Origin of the sequence: Emticicia oligotrophica DSM 17448, from assembly GCF_000263195.1 — a bacterium.
GTDB lineage: Bacteria > Bacteroidota > Bacteroidia > Cytophagales > Spirosomataceae > Emticicia > Emticicia oligotrophica.
The window spans coordinates 1,016,869-1,033,473 of record NC_018748.1 but is presented as its reverse complement, the minus strand read 5'-3'; the positions used below and the strand labels follow the sequence as shown (position 1 = coordinate 1,033,473).

Genomic DNA, 16,605 nt, shown 5'->3' with positions numbered 1-16,605 from the left:
TACTTTTCAAGGAGGTCAAACTATTGAGTTTGACCTCCCAATTGGTTTAAATTAGAATCCTAAGTTAATACCGGCAGTAAAGCTTCTTGTCATTGGGTAGTTACCTACGTCGATACCAAAGTTAGTATCTGCGTTACCACCAACTTGAGGATCTAAACCTTCGTATTTAGTGATAGTAAACAAGTTGTTTGTTGCAGCAAATACACGAACTCTGCTCAATTTCAATTTATCCAATAACGCTTTAGAGAAGTTATAACCAATCGCAACGTTTTGTAATCTCAAGTATGAACCATTTTCTACGTAGAATGAGTTAGCTTGAGTATTTGTACTAAAGTTAGATGCTGTTTCGAAAATCGGAATTTTTGCACCAGTGTTTTGTGGAGTCCAAGATTCTTTCACACGCTCAGAGATAGCAGCTCCTGAGAATGAAGGATAGAAATCTGTAAACCATTTAGATGCGTTGAAGATTTTGTTTCCAATTGATGTGTACAAATAAGCAGATAAGTCAAATCCTTTGTATGTCAATGTGAAGTTTACACCACCAGTGAATTTAGGGATTGGACTTCCTAAATAAGTACGGTCGTTAGCATCGATTTTACCATCGTTATTGATGTCAGCATAACGGAAACGGCCAACACCTTTACCATCTTGAGCTGGAGCTGCATCAACTTCAGCTTTAGATTGGAACAAGCCTAATACTTGGAAACCATAGAATGAAGATAAGCCATAGCCCAATTGGTTACGAATTGGAGTCAAACCACGGAAACCAGGGTTAACGTTTGTTAAGTAAGTTTGACCATCAGCAATCTTAGTAATTTCATTTTTCAAGAAACTACCAGTTACGTTGATATCATAACCTAAGTCAGAAGTGATTTTACCACGGTTGATGATTTGGATATCAATACCTTTGTTAACCATCTGACCAACGTTTACTGAAGGAGCAGCAGCTTGGAAACCAGCAGTTGCTGTAATTGGCAATTGGTACAATAAGTCTTTTGTATCTTTTTGCCACAAGTCAAAAATAACGTCTAATTTACCTTTCAAGAATGAACCATCGATACCGATGTTTTTAGTAACTGATGTTTCCCATCTTGCATCTGGGTTACCGATACGTGTACGATAGTAACCATCTACGATGCTTGAGTTTGAACCGTTGATGTCATATCCTGAGTTACCTACGTTTGCAGCATATAGACTGTATTGGTTGTTAGGGTCAACGTTGTTTGAGTTACCCATTGTACCATAACCACCACGTACTTTCAAGTCTTGTACCCATGGAAGGTTTTTCATGAAAGACTCAGATGATACACGCCATGCAGCAGATACCGCTGGGAAGATACCATAACGGCTATTAACACCGAATCTTGAAGAACCGTCACGACGAATAACACCAGTTACGATATATTTGTCGTTTAAGGTATAGATTGCTCTACCAAATAAAGAGTAGAAGTTTACTCCTTTAAACAAGTTACTTGCGGGTGGGTTTCTGTTGGCTAATGTAGTTAATGTTACATAGTCACCATCTTGTGAGAATGGGTTTAGACCATTCGCATTCATGTTTCTACCAGCACCAGTGTTTAAAGCTTCTTGACCCGCTAACACCTCGATGTTATGCTTGCCAAATGCTTTTTTGTAGCTTGCCGTGTTTGTAAATGTCCAACCAAAAGAATATCCACTGAATTCGTTATAACCAAATGCCGAGTTATTCTCTGAGTTTTCATATTGCCAACGAGTATATCCCCATCCGTAGTTATTGCGGTAGTTACCAGCAATTGAAGAACGTAGCGTTAAACCTGGAATTGGATCGTATTCAACATATACGTTACCATTGGCTAAACCATTAAAATTGCGATTTCTTTTAATACCATTTTGGTTAGCTACTGGGTTACGTGGGTTGTTGAAACCTTTTGCAGCTGTACCAGCGTATCCACCGAATTCATCATAGATAGGAATGATTGATGGCATACGGAACGCTTGAAGGATGTCGTTTTCGTCAGCAGCGATACCATTACCACCTGCAGCACCAGTTTGACCTAAGATTTGTAAGTAAGTCATCTGGATGTTTTCTCCGATACGTAAGTTTTTCAATACGTTAAATTCAGAGTTGATACGGAAAGCATAACGCTTCATTCCGTTGCTAATCAAGATACCTTTTTGATCTTGTAGAGAGAAACCTACATAGAAACGGCTGTTTTCGCCACCACCACTGAAGCCTAATGAGTGTCTTTGTAATGGAGCTTGACGAGTGATAGCACCATACCAGTCAGTACCAGCTTTATTAGCCTTAATAACTTGGTAAATTGCACCAGCAGCTGGATCAACGTTGTATTTCAATTTTTGAGCAGCTAAATCAACTGATCCGATAACACCAGGAGTTCCACCTACACTTAGGTAGTCAGGAATAACTGGAGTTGCTCCTGAACCGAATTGTGGGTGACCGAAAGCCTCACCTGAATTTCTTTTTGCATTCCAAGTCCAAGTAGCGAAATCAGTTGGATTCATCATCGCTTGACCTTTACCTGGGTCAGTAATACCAAAGTTACCATCATAAGTAACATTTAATTTCTTTGCACCTTTTGTACCTTTCTTTGTAGTGTAAACAATCACACCATTCGCAGCACGAGCACCGTAGATAGAAGCAGTAGAAGCATCTTTCAATACAGTAGTTGACTCGATGTCGTCTGGGCTTAAGAAGTCAGTTGAAGATACTGGCATACCATCAACAACATAAAGTGGTTCGTTACCACCGAAAGCACCAAAACCACGAACACGGATTTGGCTGGCAGTACCAGGTTGACCGTTCGTTACTACTGTAAGACCAGATACTCTACCTTGTAATTGTTGTTCAACGTTACCTGATGGTACAGCTGTTAAATCTTTAGATTTTACAGTTGAAATCGCACCAGTTGACTCACGTCTTTTGTCGATTGAGTAACCTGTTACAACAACTTCATCAAGAGCAGCAGCATCATCTTCTAATGTTACATTAACTGATGCTTGTCCAGTTAATTTAACTTCTTGAGTTTTGTAACCAATTGAGCTGAAAACTAAAGTTCCCCCAGAATTTGGAACATTGATTTTGAAGTTACCAGTTGCATCACTGATTGTACCCGTTGTTGTGCCCTTTACGGTGATACTTGCCCCTGGCACACCATCACCCTTAGCATCACTTACTTTACCACTTACGGATTTTTGAGCAAATGCAACTACGGACATGAGCCATAGCAACCCGCAAAACAGAGCTCCTTTGATAGGAACAAAGTAGTTTTGTTTCATAGTTTTGATTAAGTTAAAAATTAGAAAAAAAATTGATTAAGGTCTTTCCTCTTATATATATTATATATCTCTGATTAGGTCAAACTTCTCTAAAAAAATCCACATTAAGTGTATTTGATACAATTATAGTGAGTCTATTGTCTTGTTCCAAATTTTTCTTTAAAATTTTATATTCTTTTGATGAAGATGTTAATGACTTCATAAACTTAATAGGTATCATTTAAGAGCCATTTTTACGTATTGTATCAATTTGATGCAATATTAAATATTTTATAGAAAACTACAAAATATTTCTATTTCTAATTTTTTATCTAATTCAGAAAAAAATTAATTACATAAATTATCGAAATAGTTATATGATTTGCAAATATACAAAACTTTGGCGTTTTCTTGAATGTATAGACAAGTTTTATTGAGTGGAGATAAAATAGTATTACTTTAAGTCAAAATATTTGAAAAAGTACCTAAGAAGTGAAGTTGTGTGAGATTTTAATGATTTTTAGGTAAAATAGCACTATTTCTTGGCGAATTTTTCGGATTCAGCTAATACTCGCATCGTATTTTCTCCCCAAATTTTTCTAATATCTTTAACCGAATAGCCTCTTCGAAGAAGCTCGATTGTTACGTTTTTTATTTTACTCACATCTTCTATGCCAATCACATCGCTTCCTCCATCCATATCCATGCCTATGCCTACGTGGTCAACTCCTACGAGTTTTACTACATGGTCGATATGGTTAACTACATCTTTTACAGTCGGCATATCTTCTGGATACTTATACTTTACCTGACGGAGTTCGGCATTGAGGCGTTTTTTGTCTTCAGGCGTAGCATCTGCTTTTTGCACTTGCATTCTAATTGTTTTGATTGAGACTGCTACTTCGGCCGAAGGTTTCTTTAAGAAATCTGCTACAAAATTGATATGAATTACTCCGCCTTTTGAGGCTAAGAGTTTAATCATATCATCAGTCATGTTGCGTTTGACATCGCACAAAGCTCGGCACGAAGAGTGTGAAGCAATTACTGGCACTTTGCTTACACGCATGACATCATAAAAAGCTGAATCAGAAAGGTGAGAAACATCCACCATGATACCCAAACGGTTCATTTCTGCTACACAAGCTTCTCCTAATTTACTGAGTCCGCCATGTTCGGCACCATTAGGGTCGCCCGAAGAATCGCTTAAATCATTATTGAACGAATGAGCCAAAGTGATATATCTTAAACCTAAATCATAATATATCTTGAGGTTATTCAAATCTGTGCCCACAGGCCAGCCATTTTCCATGCCGATGAATACTCCGAGTTTTCCCTGTTTATGGGCGGCAAAACCTTCTTTGGCTGTAGTTACTAAACTCACTTTATCGGCATTATTTTTTACCGCCTCATGAATTTTTGTAAATATCTTTAAGGCTTTTTCTTTTGCTTCGACATTTGCTTCGGGAGTTCGCTTGCCTTGCCCTAAATAAACAGCAAAAAACATGGCATCCATGCCGCCTTCTTTCATACGAGGAAAATCTATTTGAGTGCCATCTTCTGCATAATTATGTTTTTGACCAACATCAAAACCTTCCATCTCCAACATATTAATAGGAGCATCGGCATGTGTATCGACCGTGTAAGCCCGAGCATGAATTTTATCTGCTTTACGGAGTAAGCGTTTTTCTGCTTTATCTTGGGCAAATGTAGTAATTGATAAAATGAGTAGAGGTAGGAGATACTTCATAGTTTAGGGTGTTTGATGAATGATTATTTGAGTTGACGGCCTTTCCATATATAGTCGCTTTGTTTTTGGGCAATTAGTCCAAAGAAGACAACATAAAATGGATAAATGATTTGTACGATTGGGATTAACCAAATTAGTGCTTTTTTTCGTAAAAAGCCCAGCATCAGTGCTAAAAAAATAAATTCAATCAAAAGTTTGAGAGTAATTATAAGTAAAAAAACAGGACCTGTAATGGCATTAGATAACCAACCAACCAAAGAGAGAGGTAAACCTAAATTAGCAGCAAACACAAAAACAGCCAGAGCCGTGGTTTGCCAATTATTATAATGTCGCCATTTGCTGGCCCAGCGTTTACGTTGGTTATAAAATGATTTTAGACTTAAATGAGCTTGCGTTTCTACAATGGTTTCTTGGCTTTTCAGAAACAAAACTTTGTCTGGGTATCTATTGGCAATTTTATGCATTAAAAATTCATCATCACCCGAAGCCAAGTTTTCATTGCCTTTAAAACCATCTACTTCATGAAAAATACTTTTTCGATAAGTAAGGTTTGCTCCGTTGCACATGTTGGGTCTATGGGCAAGCATGGCACAAGCTCCCGAACCAACCAAACTGGCAAATTCAATGATTTGAATATCTGTAAAAAATGATTGGATAAAAGATTGCTGAGATTGGTTCGAAGGTAAAAACGTGACGGCACTGCTCACTAAGTGGGCATCGGTTTTTGCTTGAAATGTTAAAATAGTTGATAGCCATTTTTCTCCGACTCTACAATCACCATCCGTTGTGGTAATCAATTCTCCTTTGGCCAATTGTATGGAAGAATCAATGGCTCTTTTTTTAGGAGAAGTATTATTGGTTTTAGGTGGAAGTTGATTAATGATTAAGTTGAGCGAACTTTGGGCTTGAAAGTCTCGCACAATATTGAGGGTTTCATCGCTTGAATCATCATCTGCAATGATTACTTCAAATAAATTCTTTGCCAAAACTTGCTTCTCTAAATCTTGCAATAAATAACCAATATTCTCGGCTTCATTTCTAACAGGTATAATCACCGAGACTTGAATAGCTTTTGCTTCAAAATCTGAATTTTCTGTTTTAAGTTTAAATGCTTTATTTTTCGCCCAAATCACTACCAGCGTTAGGGTCATGAGGCAATAAAGCAAACTTATAATAATGAGTATGGATGAAAGCATAGTTTGTTTTAAGGAATCAGTCGAATTTTGATGATGAAGAAAATACCAAAAATAATGGGTAATAATACATTGACCAACCATATAGTAAAGGTAGCTGATGACACTGCGGCCAAATTTGCCCCAAAATAACTAAAGTAATAAATAGACGTAAGCTCGCGAATACTTAAATCACCCAAGAAATTGAGTACCGAAGCCACCGTTTTCCCCAAAAAAATTAAGCCAATACCCACCCACAAAACGCTCGCAGATAAATCAACTTGAAAAATATGAAACATTAAGTAGAATTGGGTAGAAAATATAAGGTATCTTCCAATGGCAATCAAAAGCAAAACTTTGGTTTCAGCAATTGAATAATTCTCCAAAATACCAATGTATGGTTTTAATTGGCTTAACCACTTGTTTTTAGATAGAAACTGATTAAGATTGGGCAAGTTTCGTGCAAGTATAAAACCAAGTGTAAGACTAACCAAAAAGAGTGAAACTATGATGATATGGAAGATTAAAAATGAAGGCTTACTCCAAAAAATAAATAATGAATAACTGATTGTGCCGAATAGAAGCGAAGTGTAAAGTTGTAAACTATTACCCAATAGCACCGCTCCAATACTTTCTAAGCGTTTATTGCTTTTGAGCATTAAGATTTTGCCTGCATAATCGCCAATCATCATGGGGGTTGCGGTGGCAAAAGTTAGTCCAATTAAAACCCCACGATAAGCTTCAAAAAAAGAAATTCTTTCTACTTTACTGACTAATTTTTGCCATTTGAGTGCCTCAAATGCCCAGTTAATGGGAGTTATAGCTATAACCAAAACTATTAAAAACTGATTTTGAGTTGACTTGAAAACATCAAAACTCTGTTTGATTTCTTCGAAGTGTTTAATTTTTTCGTTGAGTAATTTATAAAGTAAAAATAGGAGGATGAGCAAAAGAACAGTTTTTATCCACCATACGTTTTTAGATGAACTGAAATATGGGAATTTTGAGTTAATTTGCATGTATGAATCAAGAAAAAATCATTTTAGGAGTTGACCCCGGTACGCGTGTAATGGGATATGGAATCATATCTGTGAATGGTAACGCCTTGACGTTAATTCAGTATGGGGTTATTAAACTCGACAAATATAACTCACATGAGCTGAAATTGAAGAAAATATTTGAACGAATTACACAGCTGATTACTGAATACTTACCCGATGAAATGGCTATCGAAGCTCCTTTTTATGGCGTAAACGTGCAGTCAATGCTGAAGCTTGGAAGGGCACAGGGTGTGGCTATTGCTGCTGCTTTACAGCGAGATGTGCCTATCGTAGAATATTTACCTAAAAAAGTAAAACAATCGGTTACGGGCAATGGGAATGCAACCAAAGAACAAGTAGCCTATATGCTCGAACATTTATTAAAGGTAAAATTAGAATCTCAATACCTCGATGCTACTGATGCTCTTGGGGTGGCAGTTTGCCACTATATGCACGGAAAAACTAAGGCTCTCACTGGCAATAGTTCGAAGAAAAAAGGTTGGGATGCTTTCGTGAGTGAAAACCCTGATAGATTGAAGAATTAAGAACTATGGCACAGTTCAAAGTGTGCCATAGTTCGCAATCAGTTAGTTTCCTGAGCGAAGCCGAAGAGAACTGAAAAGAAGTATTTATAGCACTCCCTTAGTACTCGGAAGTGAATTCATTTCATTCAAATTTCGCTTCACAGCCATTTTAATAGATTTGGCAAATGCTTTAAAAATAGCTTCAATCTTGTGGTGCTCGTTTTGTCCTTCACATTTAATATTCAAATTACATTTTGAAGTATCAGAAAATGATTTGAAAAAATGATAAAACATTTCGGTTGGCATTTCTCCGATTTTTTCACGCTTGAAATCGGCATCCCAAACTAACCAAGGGCGACCAGAGAAATCAATGGCTACTTGTGCCAGAGCCTCATCCATTGGTAATAAGAAACCATAGCGATTAGTGCCTTTTTTATCACCCAATGCCTTCAAATATGCTTCACCTAAAGCAAGTGCTGTATCTTCAATGGTATGATGCTCGTCGATATGTAAGTCTCCATCAACTGAAATTTTTAAATCAGCTCCTGAGTGCTTGGCAACTTGATCAAGCATGTGATCAAAAAAACCAAGACCTGTATGAATCTCTGATTTTCCAGAACCATCAAGATTTAGTTCGATTTTTATTTTTGTTTCTTTTGTATTGCGTTCGATAGAAGCAATTCTTACTGGTAATTTCAAAAACTCATAAATTTCGTCCCAATCATTCGTCACTAATTTGGTTGCTTCCTTTTGTTCAGGAGTAAAACCATCAATGAGATTATTGGTTAATCCATCAGTAATAAAAATGGCTTTTGCTCCTAAATTTACGGCCAATTGTACATCAGTAGCTCTATCACCAAGCACAAATGAATTCGCTAAATCGTATTTACCTTCCAAATATTCGGTAAGCATACCAGTACCAGGCTTACGCGTAGGAAGATTTTCGTGCGGAAAACTACGGTCGATATGAATAGCTGAGAAATGAATATTTTCATTTTCGAGCGTTTTGAGCATTTTATTATGAGCTGGCCAAAAGGTGTCTTCAGGAAACGAATCAGTTCCTAAACCATCTTGGTTTGTTACCATAATGAGTTTGTAGTCAGTTTCTTCGGCAATTTTTCGTAGGTTAGAAAGTGCTTTTGGAAGAAATTCTAGTTTTTCGAGTGAGTCAATTTGGAAATCTGTTTTCGGCTCATCTATGATAGTCCCATCACGGTCGATAAAAAGGAGTTTTTGCATTATCTTTGGTAAATCTGATTTCAAAATACAAAATTAGCCACTAATTCAACTAAAAGCCAAAATTAATTTGGATACTAATGTATTTTATTTATTGAACAAATGATTAATTTTAATAAAACAATTTAAATAAAAACAATTGTATATTAAAAATAGATTGTAAGTATAATATATTTTATTTAAAATGAAAATTCAAAAAATATTGAAAATAATGAATAATTAAAAAGTGTTAGCGATTGCCAACACTTTTTAAAGTAGTCTTCGAAAGATTATAGGTTTCCTTTCTTCATTTCTTTTACTGCATAATCAGCCGCACGAGCAGTAAGTGCCATATAAGTAAGCGAAGGGTTTTGTGTAGAAGTTGAGGTCATACAAGCACCATCGGTTACAAAGACATTTTTACAAGCATGAAGTTGATTCCATTTATTGAGTAGGGAAGTTTTAGGGTCTTTACCCATTCTAACTCCGCCCATTTCATGAATATCAAGCCCCGGTGTGCGGTTAGAATCATGAGTTCGGATATTTTTAAAGCCCGCTTTAGTAAACATCTCTGTAAATTGGTCAAAGAAATCTTTCACCATTTTACGGTCATTGTCATCATAATCAACCGAGATTCTAAGTTGAGGAATACCCCAAGGGTCAACTAAAGTTTTATCTAAAGCAACGAAATTAGACTCCTTCGGGATAGTCTCACCCATCATGTGTGAGCCTACGTTCCATACATTATTTGGAATCGGATTCGCTAAACTTTTCTTTAAATCAGTACCCATTCCGCTTCTATCTTCGTGCGTGTAGCGGCCTGCATTGAAACCAGCGGCATACCCACGCAAGAAATCGGTCTCTTGTTTAAAGACATTTCTGAAACGTGGAATATAAGGCGAGTTCGGACGACGCCCATCGGTAGTGCTATCTAAATAGCCTTCATATTCAGCATTGATGGTTGCGGTATAATTATGAAAAGCAACATACTTACCTAATAAACCACTGTCATTGCCCAGTCCATTAGGGAATCGACTTGAAGTAGAATTCAATAAAATAAGGTTTGAGTTAAGAGCAGCAGCATTGACAAAGATAATACGAGCATAATACTCAATCATTTCTTTGGTATTTGCATCTATCACTCTCACGCCTTTGGCCTTACCTTTTTTCTCATCAAAAATAATCGAATGAACAACCGAGTTTGGTCGAAGGGTCATTTTCCCAGTTTTAGCTGCCCAAGGTAGGGTAGAAGCATTACTACTGAAATATCCACCGTATGGACACCCACGCTCACAAATCGTACGGTGTTGGCAAGTTGCACGACCTTGGTCAAAGTGAATTTGTTTTGGTTGTGTAAGATGTGCCGCACGACCCATAATCACGTGGCGGTCTTTATAATTTTTAGCAATTTCCTGGCTAAAATGTTTTTCCACGCAGTTCATTTCGTGCGGAGGTAGAAACTCACCATCAGGCAAGTTTGGAAGACCATCTTTATTTCCTGAAATTCCAGCAAATTTTTCTACATAACTATACCACGGTGCAAGGTCGGCGTAGCGAATAGGCCAATCTACGGCAAAACCATCGCGGGCTGGGCCATCGAAGTCAAATTCTGACCAGCGTTGGGTTTGGCGAGCCCAAAGCAGTGATTTACCTCCTGTTTGGTAGCCACGAATCCAGTCAAAAGGTTTTTCTTGTACATAAGGATGCTCTGCATCTTTCACGAAAAATTGTTCAGTACCTTCATAAAAAGCGTAGCATTTACTCACAATTGGATTGGCATCACGCACCTCTTTTTTGAGTTGATTGCGGTGCTCAAATTGCCAGGGCTGTGTCATAGTTGTTGGGTAATCGGTTACGTGTTTTACTTCACGTCCACGCTCAAGTACAAGCGTGCGAAGACCCTTGCCTGTAAGTTCTTTGGCTGCCCAGCCACCACTAATTCCAGAGCCAATAACGATGGCATCGAAAGTTTGGGCTTTAACTGAATCTATATTTAGGTTTGACATTTTGCTAGTAGGTTGATTAAGGAGGTGCTTTTTAATAAAGCCTTCCTTTGAATATTATTTTTTCACAGGAACACAGCCATAATAATGGCCTGGAGCAAATTCGAATGGACGAATATTGGTCATCACATACTCAGAAGTTAAATATCCTTGAATCGTAAGGTTTTTCACTAATCTGATAAATGCCTTTTCATCAGCATTTTCTGAAGCTTCCATCTTTTTGAGTAATTCAAGTTTTTGACTAGAATCACAATCTGCAAATGCTTTTGAGTAAGTTTTTTGTGAAGCAGCATTGACCGCTTCAATACCTTTCGTAAAAATATCCTGTGCTTTTTTATCGTAGCAATCGGCCACCATGGTGGTTGTAAACTGATGAAGGTTTAATTCTTTGGCACCGGGTGTGTCAGTTTTAGGAATAATCGTTTCAACGATTTCTGCCAAAAGTGTTTCTTGTGAGGTAGTCAAGCTAAACGAAGTCATTGGGAAAGACTCCGTGGTCCATGCGTTTGCCCACGAAGGGAGCACAAGTGTACTACCAATCGTTAGGGCAAGATTTTTTATTGCCGAACGTCTTTGCATTGTTTATAAGGATTGAAATTAAAATGGAATACAAATTAAATATTTTTTTGCGAAAAAGGTGTCGAAAATGCAAAATCGTTCAATATTTAGATAATTAAGTGCAAAACAAAAAACACCCTGAAGTTTCATTCTCAGGGTGTTTCGGCGTTTAGCAGTCTCTTAATTAGCTTAAATGATTCCAGCCTTGGGCTTTGATGGCTGCTGTTCCGCCACTATTGAGTGCTAATTCAACTTTTGTATCGGCAGTAATATATCCAATTGGCAGAATATCACTGATATTTTTGATTTTCTCAAAATCTGCTTGATTAATGGTAAACAAAAGCTGATAATCTTCTCCACCATTCAGTGCAGCGGTGATAGGGCTAATATTAAACTCAGTAGCGGTAAGCATTGTGATATCTTCAATAGGTAGTTTGTCTTCAAATACCATTGCACCAACTCTCGATTGTGTGCAAATATGTAGTATTTCCGAAGCCAAACCGTCCGAAATATCAATCATTGAAGTTGGCACAACGCCCGCCTCTTTTAATTCATGAACAATATCGGTACGAGCTTCTGGTTTAAGAATTTTACCCACTAAATATTCTTTTTCATTGAGTTCGGGTTGCATATTTGGGTTCGCCAAATACACTTGTTTTTCCCGCTCTAATACTTGTAAACCAAAGTAAGCCGCACCTAAATCGCCCGTTACACATAGAATATCGTTGGGTTTTGCCCCATTTCTATAAACAATTTTATCTTTATCAACAAAACCAGTAGCCGTGATAGAAATTACAAAGCCCGAGGCCGATGAACTGGTATCACCGCCAATAAGGTCAACGTTATAATCATCACAAGCATATTTTATTCCTTCGTAAAGCTCGTCGATGGCTTCTACCGATATTCTATTACTAAGACCAATCGTAACCGTAATTTGCTTAGCAAGGCCGTTCATTGCAGCAATGTCAGAGATATTTACCGCTACCGCTTTATAGCCTAAATGGCGTAGAGGTGTATAAGCCAGGTCGAAATGGATACCTTCAAAAAGAATGTCGGTAGTAACCAACATGTACTTATCGCCTACGTCAATTACGGCGGCGTCATCGCCGATTCCTTTAATGGTTTCGGCATTTTTATTGGTAAATTTTGTTTTAATTCGGTCAATTAAGCCAAATTCTCCAAGCGTTTTGAGTTCTGTTCTTTCCATGATGCAAAATTGACTATTTTCCTAAGATTCACAAAATTAATGCTTTTTACATAAAAAAGGTGAACTTCTCAGTTCACCTTCCATATAAATATTTCAATGTCTGCTTATTGTGCAACCAAATTATAGTTATTAATAGTTCCACCAGTCTTTTGGCTTGCTGATGTACGTGTAATATCTAAAGCTGTATCCGTTACTGAATTGATGGTAAATTCGATGGTTCCACCCGTACCAGTTGGAACTGGAGAGAGGTTCTTTAAAACTAATTTGGTATCGCCTATTAACTCATATTGTCCTGTAAAAGAATTACCATCTGCTTCTTTCAAAGTTACATTTGGAGCAAATAATAAATTAAGCGTAAATGATGAATAACCAGGCTTGGTATTGGATGCTGCACCTTTAGTATATACAGTTGTACTGCCTTCTTTTACAATATTAGCCGCCCAACTTCTCTTAATTTTCTCAGAAACAGGCACAGTTTTATCCTTACATGAAGTAATGGCAAGCGAAAATAAAGATACAAATAGAATGGCAATCTTTTTCATGCGAATATTTTTATTTAATAGCGTTACTACAGAAAAGTCTCTTTGGTTTGACAGTTTTTTAACAAATATGGTTTAAATATAAATGAAAAAAAAGTGTCGCATGTAAGAATGACGTTTTTTTTATGGAAAACGTTGTAATGGCTAGTAATATTTTAACGGAAAAATTAAAAATCCTTGAGCTATTCTTAGACCCAAGAATTTTTAGAATTTATTTGATAGTTCCGTGTTTGACTCGGTTGAAAACCCAGAAAATAATCGGGAAAACAAGTAACGTAAGAATGGTTGCAGTAACTAGCCCACCGATGATAACAATGGCTAATGGTTTCTGTGATTCTGAGCCAATTCCCGTACTAATGGCTGCTGGTAAAAGACCAATTGAGGCCATGAGGGCAGTCATGACAACTGGTCGTGTTCTGACTTTCACTGCCTCTAAAATAGCATCATCGAGTGTCATTCTTGCTTTTAAGTTTTTATGAAATTCAGAAATTAAAATAACCCCATTTTGGATACAAATACCAAATAATGCAATAAAACCTACACCGCCCGAAATACCAAAATTGATGCCAGTTACGTGTAATGCAATAATACCGCCGATGATGGCAAATGGCACATTGGCCAATACTAAAAGCGAGTCTTTTACATTGCCAAACATGATAAATAATAGCACGAAGATTCCAACTAAACTGATTGGTACCATTTCGCCTAAACGTTTGGTGGCACGTACTTGGTTTTCAAATTCGCCAGTCCAACCAATGGAGTAACCAGTAGGTAGTTTAATGCTTTTATTGACATTTTGTTGGGCATCGGCAATTGTACTACCTAAATCACGGTCACGAACTGAGAATTTTACCCCAATAAAACGCTTATTATTATCACGGTAAATAAAGGCTGGACCTGTAATTTTCTTAACAGTGGCAATTTCTTTGAGTGGAATCTTTACTCCTTGAATCGTTGGCACTTTTAAGTTTTTCATATCTTCTTCATCTTTGCGATAATTCTTTAAATAGCGAACACGTACATCGAATTTCTTTTCACCTTCAAACTTTTGGGTAGCAGTTTTCCCACCGAAAGCCATTTCGAGTACGGCTTGGGCATCGGCTAAAGTTACTCCATAGGCGGCCATTCGCTCACGGTCGAGAATCACACTAATTTCAGGCTGACCCACATTTCGAAGAATACCCACATCTTTGATACCCTCTACTTTTTCGATTTGTTTGATTACTTGGTTGGCAATTTTATCAAGTTCATTGAGGTCATCGCCAAAAATTTTCACGGCATTTGAGGCGTTGATACCTGCAACACTCTCAGCCACATTATCAATGATAGGTTGAGAATAATTATAGCCTATACCTTGGTATTTTGAAAGTGAATCATCCATCTGGCGAACCAAATCATCCATGGTGATTTTACGTTTCCATTCGTCTTTGTGTTTGAGGTTTACCTGCATTTGTACATAGTAAAAACCACTTGGGTCTGTACCATCGTTGCTTCTACCTACTTGCGATAAAACACCATTTACTTCAGGAAATTGGCGAAGTTCATTGCGGAGAATGGCTGTTTTTTGAACAGTTTCTTGCAAACTCTGACTCATCGGAAATTTAGCTTCTACCCAAAGTGCTCCTTCATTGAGTTGGGGAAGGAATTCTGTGCCTAAAAACTTCGCTGAAAAGAAAGTTATAAGCATAAAAGCGATTGAAACTATAAGCGAAAGACGTTTGTTGGCGAAGGTCCAAGCAAAGCCTCTTTCTACAAGTTTATTCCAGAAATTTACAAATGGATTGTTCTTTTCTCTTACGTTTTTATTCAAGAAAATATGTGAAAGTACAGGTACTAAAGTAAGCGTAAACAACAAAGCACCCAATAAAGCAAAACCTAAAGTATAAGCCAACGGAGAGAACATTTTACCTTCTACTTTTTGGAAAGCAAAAATGGGCATTAAGGCTGTAATAATGATTAGTTTCGAGAAGAAAATGGCCTTTCCTAACTCCGTTCCTGTTTTTTTGATGGTACTTCCAATAGCAAATTTATTGTAGGCCTCCATGCCTTTTTTGTGGGCCATGTGGTCGAGCGTTACAAAAATACCTTCAACCATTACCACCGCTCCATCAATGATAATTCCAAAGTCAACTGCTCCGAGAGAAAGTAAATTGGCACTCATACCTTTAAGTTTAAGGCACAGGAAAGCAAAAAGCAATGAAAGCGGAATAATGATAGAAACCGTGATAGTCGTACGCCAATCGGCCATAAATAGAAATACGATGACCGTCACAAACAAAATACCCTCAAACATGTTGTGCATAACCGTCGTTGTGGTGTAGTTCATGAGGTTATCTCGGTCATAAAATGTCTCCATTTTTACATCCGATGGCAAAATTCGTTCGTTGAGGTCTGCTATTTTCGCTTTAACTCTTTCGAGTACTTCTTTAGGGTTTTCGCCCTTACGCATTACCACAATTCCTTCCACTACATCATCATTATCATTCAATCCTACTTGACCCACTCGTGGCATCGCTGCTTCGTGGACATCAGCTAAGTTTTTGACTAAAATCGGATTTCCACCCGCATCATCTACAATAATATTTTCAATGTCTTGTATCGAGCTCAATAGACCAATTCCACGAACAACATACGCTTGTTTGTTTTTTTCAATGATATCACCACCCACGTTTAAGTTACTTTTATTTACCGCTTCATAAACTTGAAGAGGTGTAATATCATATTTCGATAGTCGATTAGGGTCAACACTAATTTCATAAGTTTTTTCCTGTCCTCCAAAAGCCACTAAATCAGCTACTCCAGGTACGGAGCGAAGTTGACGGTCAATGACCCAGTTTTGAATGGTGAGTAGGTCGCGAGAATCACGTGATTTACTTTTTAAGGTATATCTGAAAATTTCACCCGTTGGTCCATAAGGGGGCTGAACATCGGGCTCTACACCCTCAGGAAGTGACACGCTACGGAGTAAGTTATTTACTTGTTGGCGAGCAAAAAAATCTTCAACATCATCTTCAAAAATGATTTTGATGACTGATAAACCAAACATCGTGATACTACGTACGCTAGTTTTTTTCTGCACCGAATTCATCGAAATTTCGATGGGCGTTGTTACAAAACGTTCGATTTCCTCGGCACTACGGCCGTTCCATTCCGTAACGATGATGATTTGTGTATTGGTTACATCAGGAAATGCCTCGATGGGCATATTCTTGAAAGAAATAAAGCCCGAAATAACCAAAATTCCTACCCAAAAGAAGGTAAAAGGTTTGTTTTTGAGCGAAAATGCAATAATATTTTTAATGAATTTGTTCATAAGCTTTAGGCCTAATTTATTTGAACTACTCT

11 protein-coding genes are annotated in these 16,605 nt (G+C 37.5%); 1 reads left to right on the top strand and 10 read right to left on the bottom strand.

Features of this window, described 5'->3' with window-relative positions; all coding sequences use genetic code 11:
- Positions 1 to 51 precede the first annotated feature (51 nt).
- The 4 genes from EMTOL_RS04430 to EMTOL_RS04415 all read right to left on the bottom strand — a co-directional run bounded on the left by EMTOL_RS04430 (position 52) and on the right by EMTOL_RS04415 (position 7,193).
- Positions 52 to 3,276 carry a SusC/RagA family TonB-linked outer membrane protein gene (locus EMTOL_RS04430; protein ID WP_015028071.1) on the bottom strand — a complete coding sequence of 1,075 codons (3,225 nt, stop codon included), beginning with the start codon at positions 3,274 to 3,276 and terminating at the stop codon, positions 52 to 54.
- Positions 3,277 to 3,790: 514 nt separating this feature from the next.
- Positions 3,791 to 5,002, bottom strand: coding sequence for a dipeptidase (locus EMTOL_RS04425; RefSeq protein WP_015028069.1), 1,212 nt, complete (start codon positions 5,000 to 5,002; stop codon positions 3,791 to 3,793).
- Between the two features lie 23 nt (positions 5,003 to 5,025).
- Positions 5,026 to 6,198: a glycosyltransferase gene (locus tag EMTOL_RS04420; RefSeq protein WP_015028068.1), complete on the bottom strand. Its 1,173-nt coding sequence runs from the start codon at positions 6,196 to 6,198 to the stop codon at positions 5,026 to 5,028.
- Between the two features lie 8 nt (positions 6,199 to 6,206).
- Positions 6,207 to 7,193 carry a lysylphosphatidylglycerol synthase domain-containing protein gene (locus EMTOL_RS04415; protein WP_015028067.1) on the bottom strand — a complete coding sequence of 329 codons (987 nt, stop codon included), beginning with the start codon at positions 7,191 to 7,193 and terminating at the stop codon, positions 6,207 to 6,209.
- A gap of 2 nt (positions 7,194 to 7,195) precedes the next feature.
- Here EMTOL_RS04415 and ruvC point away from each other — a divergent pair, with 2 nt between their 5' ends.
- Positions 7,196 to 7,759 carry a crossover junction endodeoxyribonuclease RuvC gene (gene ruvC, locus EMTOL_RS04410; protein ID WP_015028066.1) on the top strand — a complete coding sequence of 188 codons (564 nt, stop codon included), beginning with the start codon at positions 7,196 to 7,198 and terminating at the stop codon, positions 7,757 to 7,759.
- Between the two features lie 84 nt (positions 7,760 to 7,843).
- On the opposite strand, the gene hisB is transcribed toward ruvC, so the two are convergent.
- The 6 genes from hisB to EMTOL_RS04380 all read right to left on the bottom strand — a co-directional run bounded on the left by hisB (position 7,844) and on the right by EMTOL_RS04380 (position 16,573).
- Positions 7,844 to 8,977 carry a bifunctional histidinol-phosphatase/imidazoleglycerol-phosphate dehydratase HisB gene (gene hisB / locus EMTOL_RS04405; RefSeq protein WP_015028065.1) on the bottom strand — a complete coding sequence of 378 codons (1,134 nt, stop codon included), beginning with the start codon at positions 8,975 to 8,977 and terminating at the stop codon, positions 7,844 to 7,846.
- Positions 8,978 to 9,243: 266 nt separating this feature from the next.
- Positions 9,244 to 10,959, bottom strand: coding sequence for a GMC oxidoreductase (locus EMTOL_RS04400; RefSeq protein WP_015028064.1), 1,716 nt, complete (start codon positions 10,957 to 10,959; stop codon positions 9,244 to 9,246).
- A gap of 54 nt (positions 10,960 to 11,013) precedes the next feature.
- Complete coding sequence (locus EMTOL_RS04395) at positions 11,014 to 11,535, bottom strand: gluconate 2-dehydrogenase subunit 3 family protein (protein ID WP_015028063.1); 522 nt, start codon at positions 11,533 to 11,535, stop codon at positions 11,014 to 11,016.
- Positions 11,536 to 11,698: 163 nt separating this feature from the next.
- Positions 11,699 to 12,721 (bottom strand): thiamine-phosphate kinase, encoded by a 1,023-nt coding sequence (gene thiL / locus EMTOL_RS04390; protein ID WP_015028062.1) that lies wholly within the window; start codon positions 12,719 to 12,721, stop codon positions 11,699 to 11,701.
- 104 nt (positions 12,722 to 12,825) lie between these two features.
- A complete protein-coding gene (locus tag EMTOL_RS04385; protein WP_015028061.1) occupies positions 12,826 to 13,263 on the bottom strand; it encodes a hypothetical protein in 438 nt (145 codons plus the stop codon).
- Positions 13,264 to 13,471: 208 nt separating this feature from the next.
- Positions 13,472 to 16,573: an efflux RND transporter permease subunit gene (locus tag EMTOL_RS04380; protein WP_015028060.1), complete on the bottom strand. Its 3,102-nt coding sequence runs from the start codon at positions 16,571 to 16,573 to the stop codon at positions 13,472 to 13,474.
- Positions 16,574 to 16,605 lie beyond the last annotated feature (32 nt).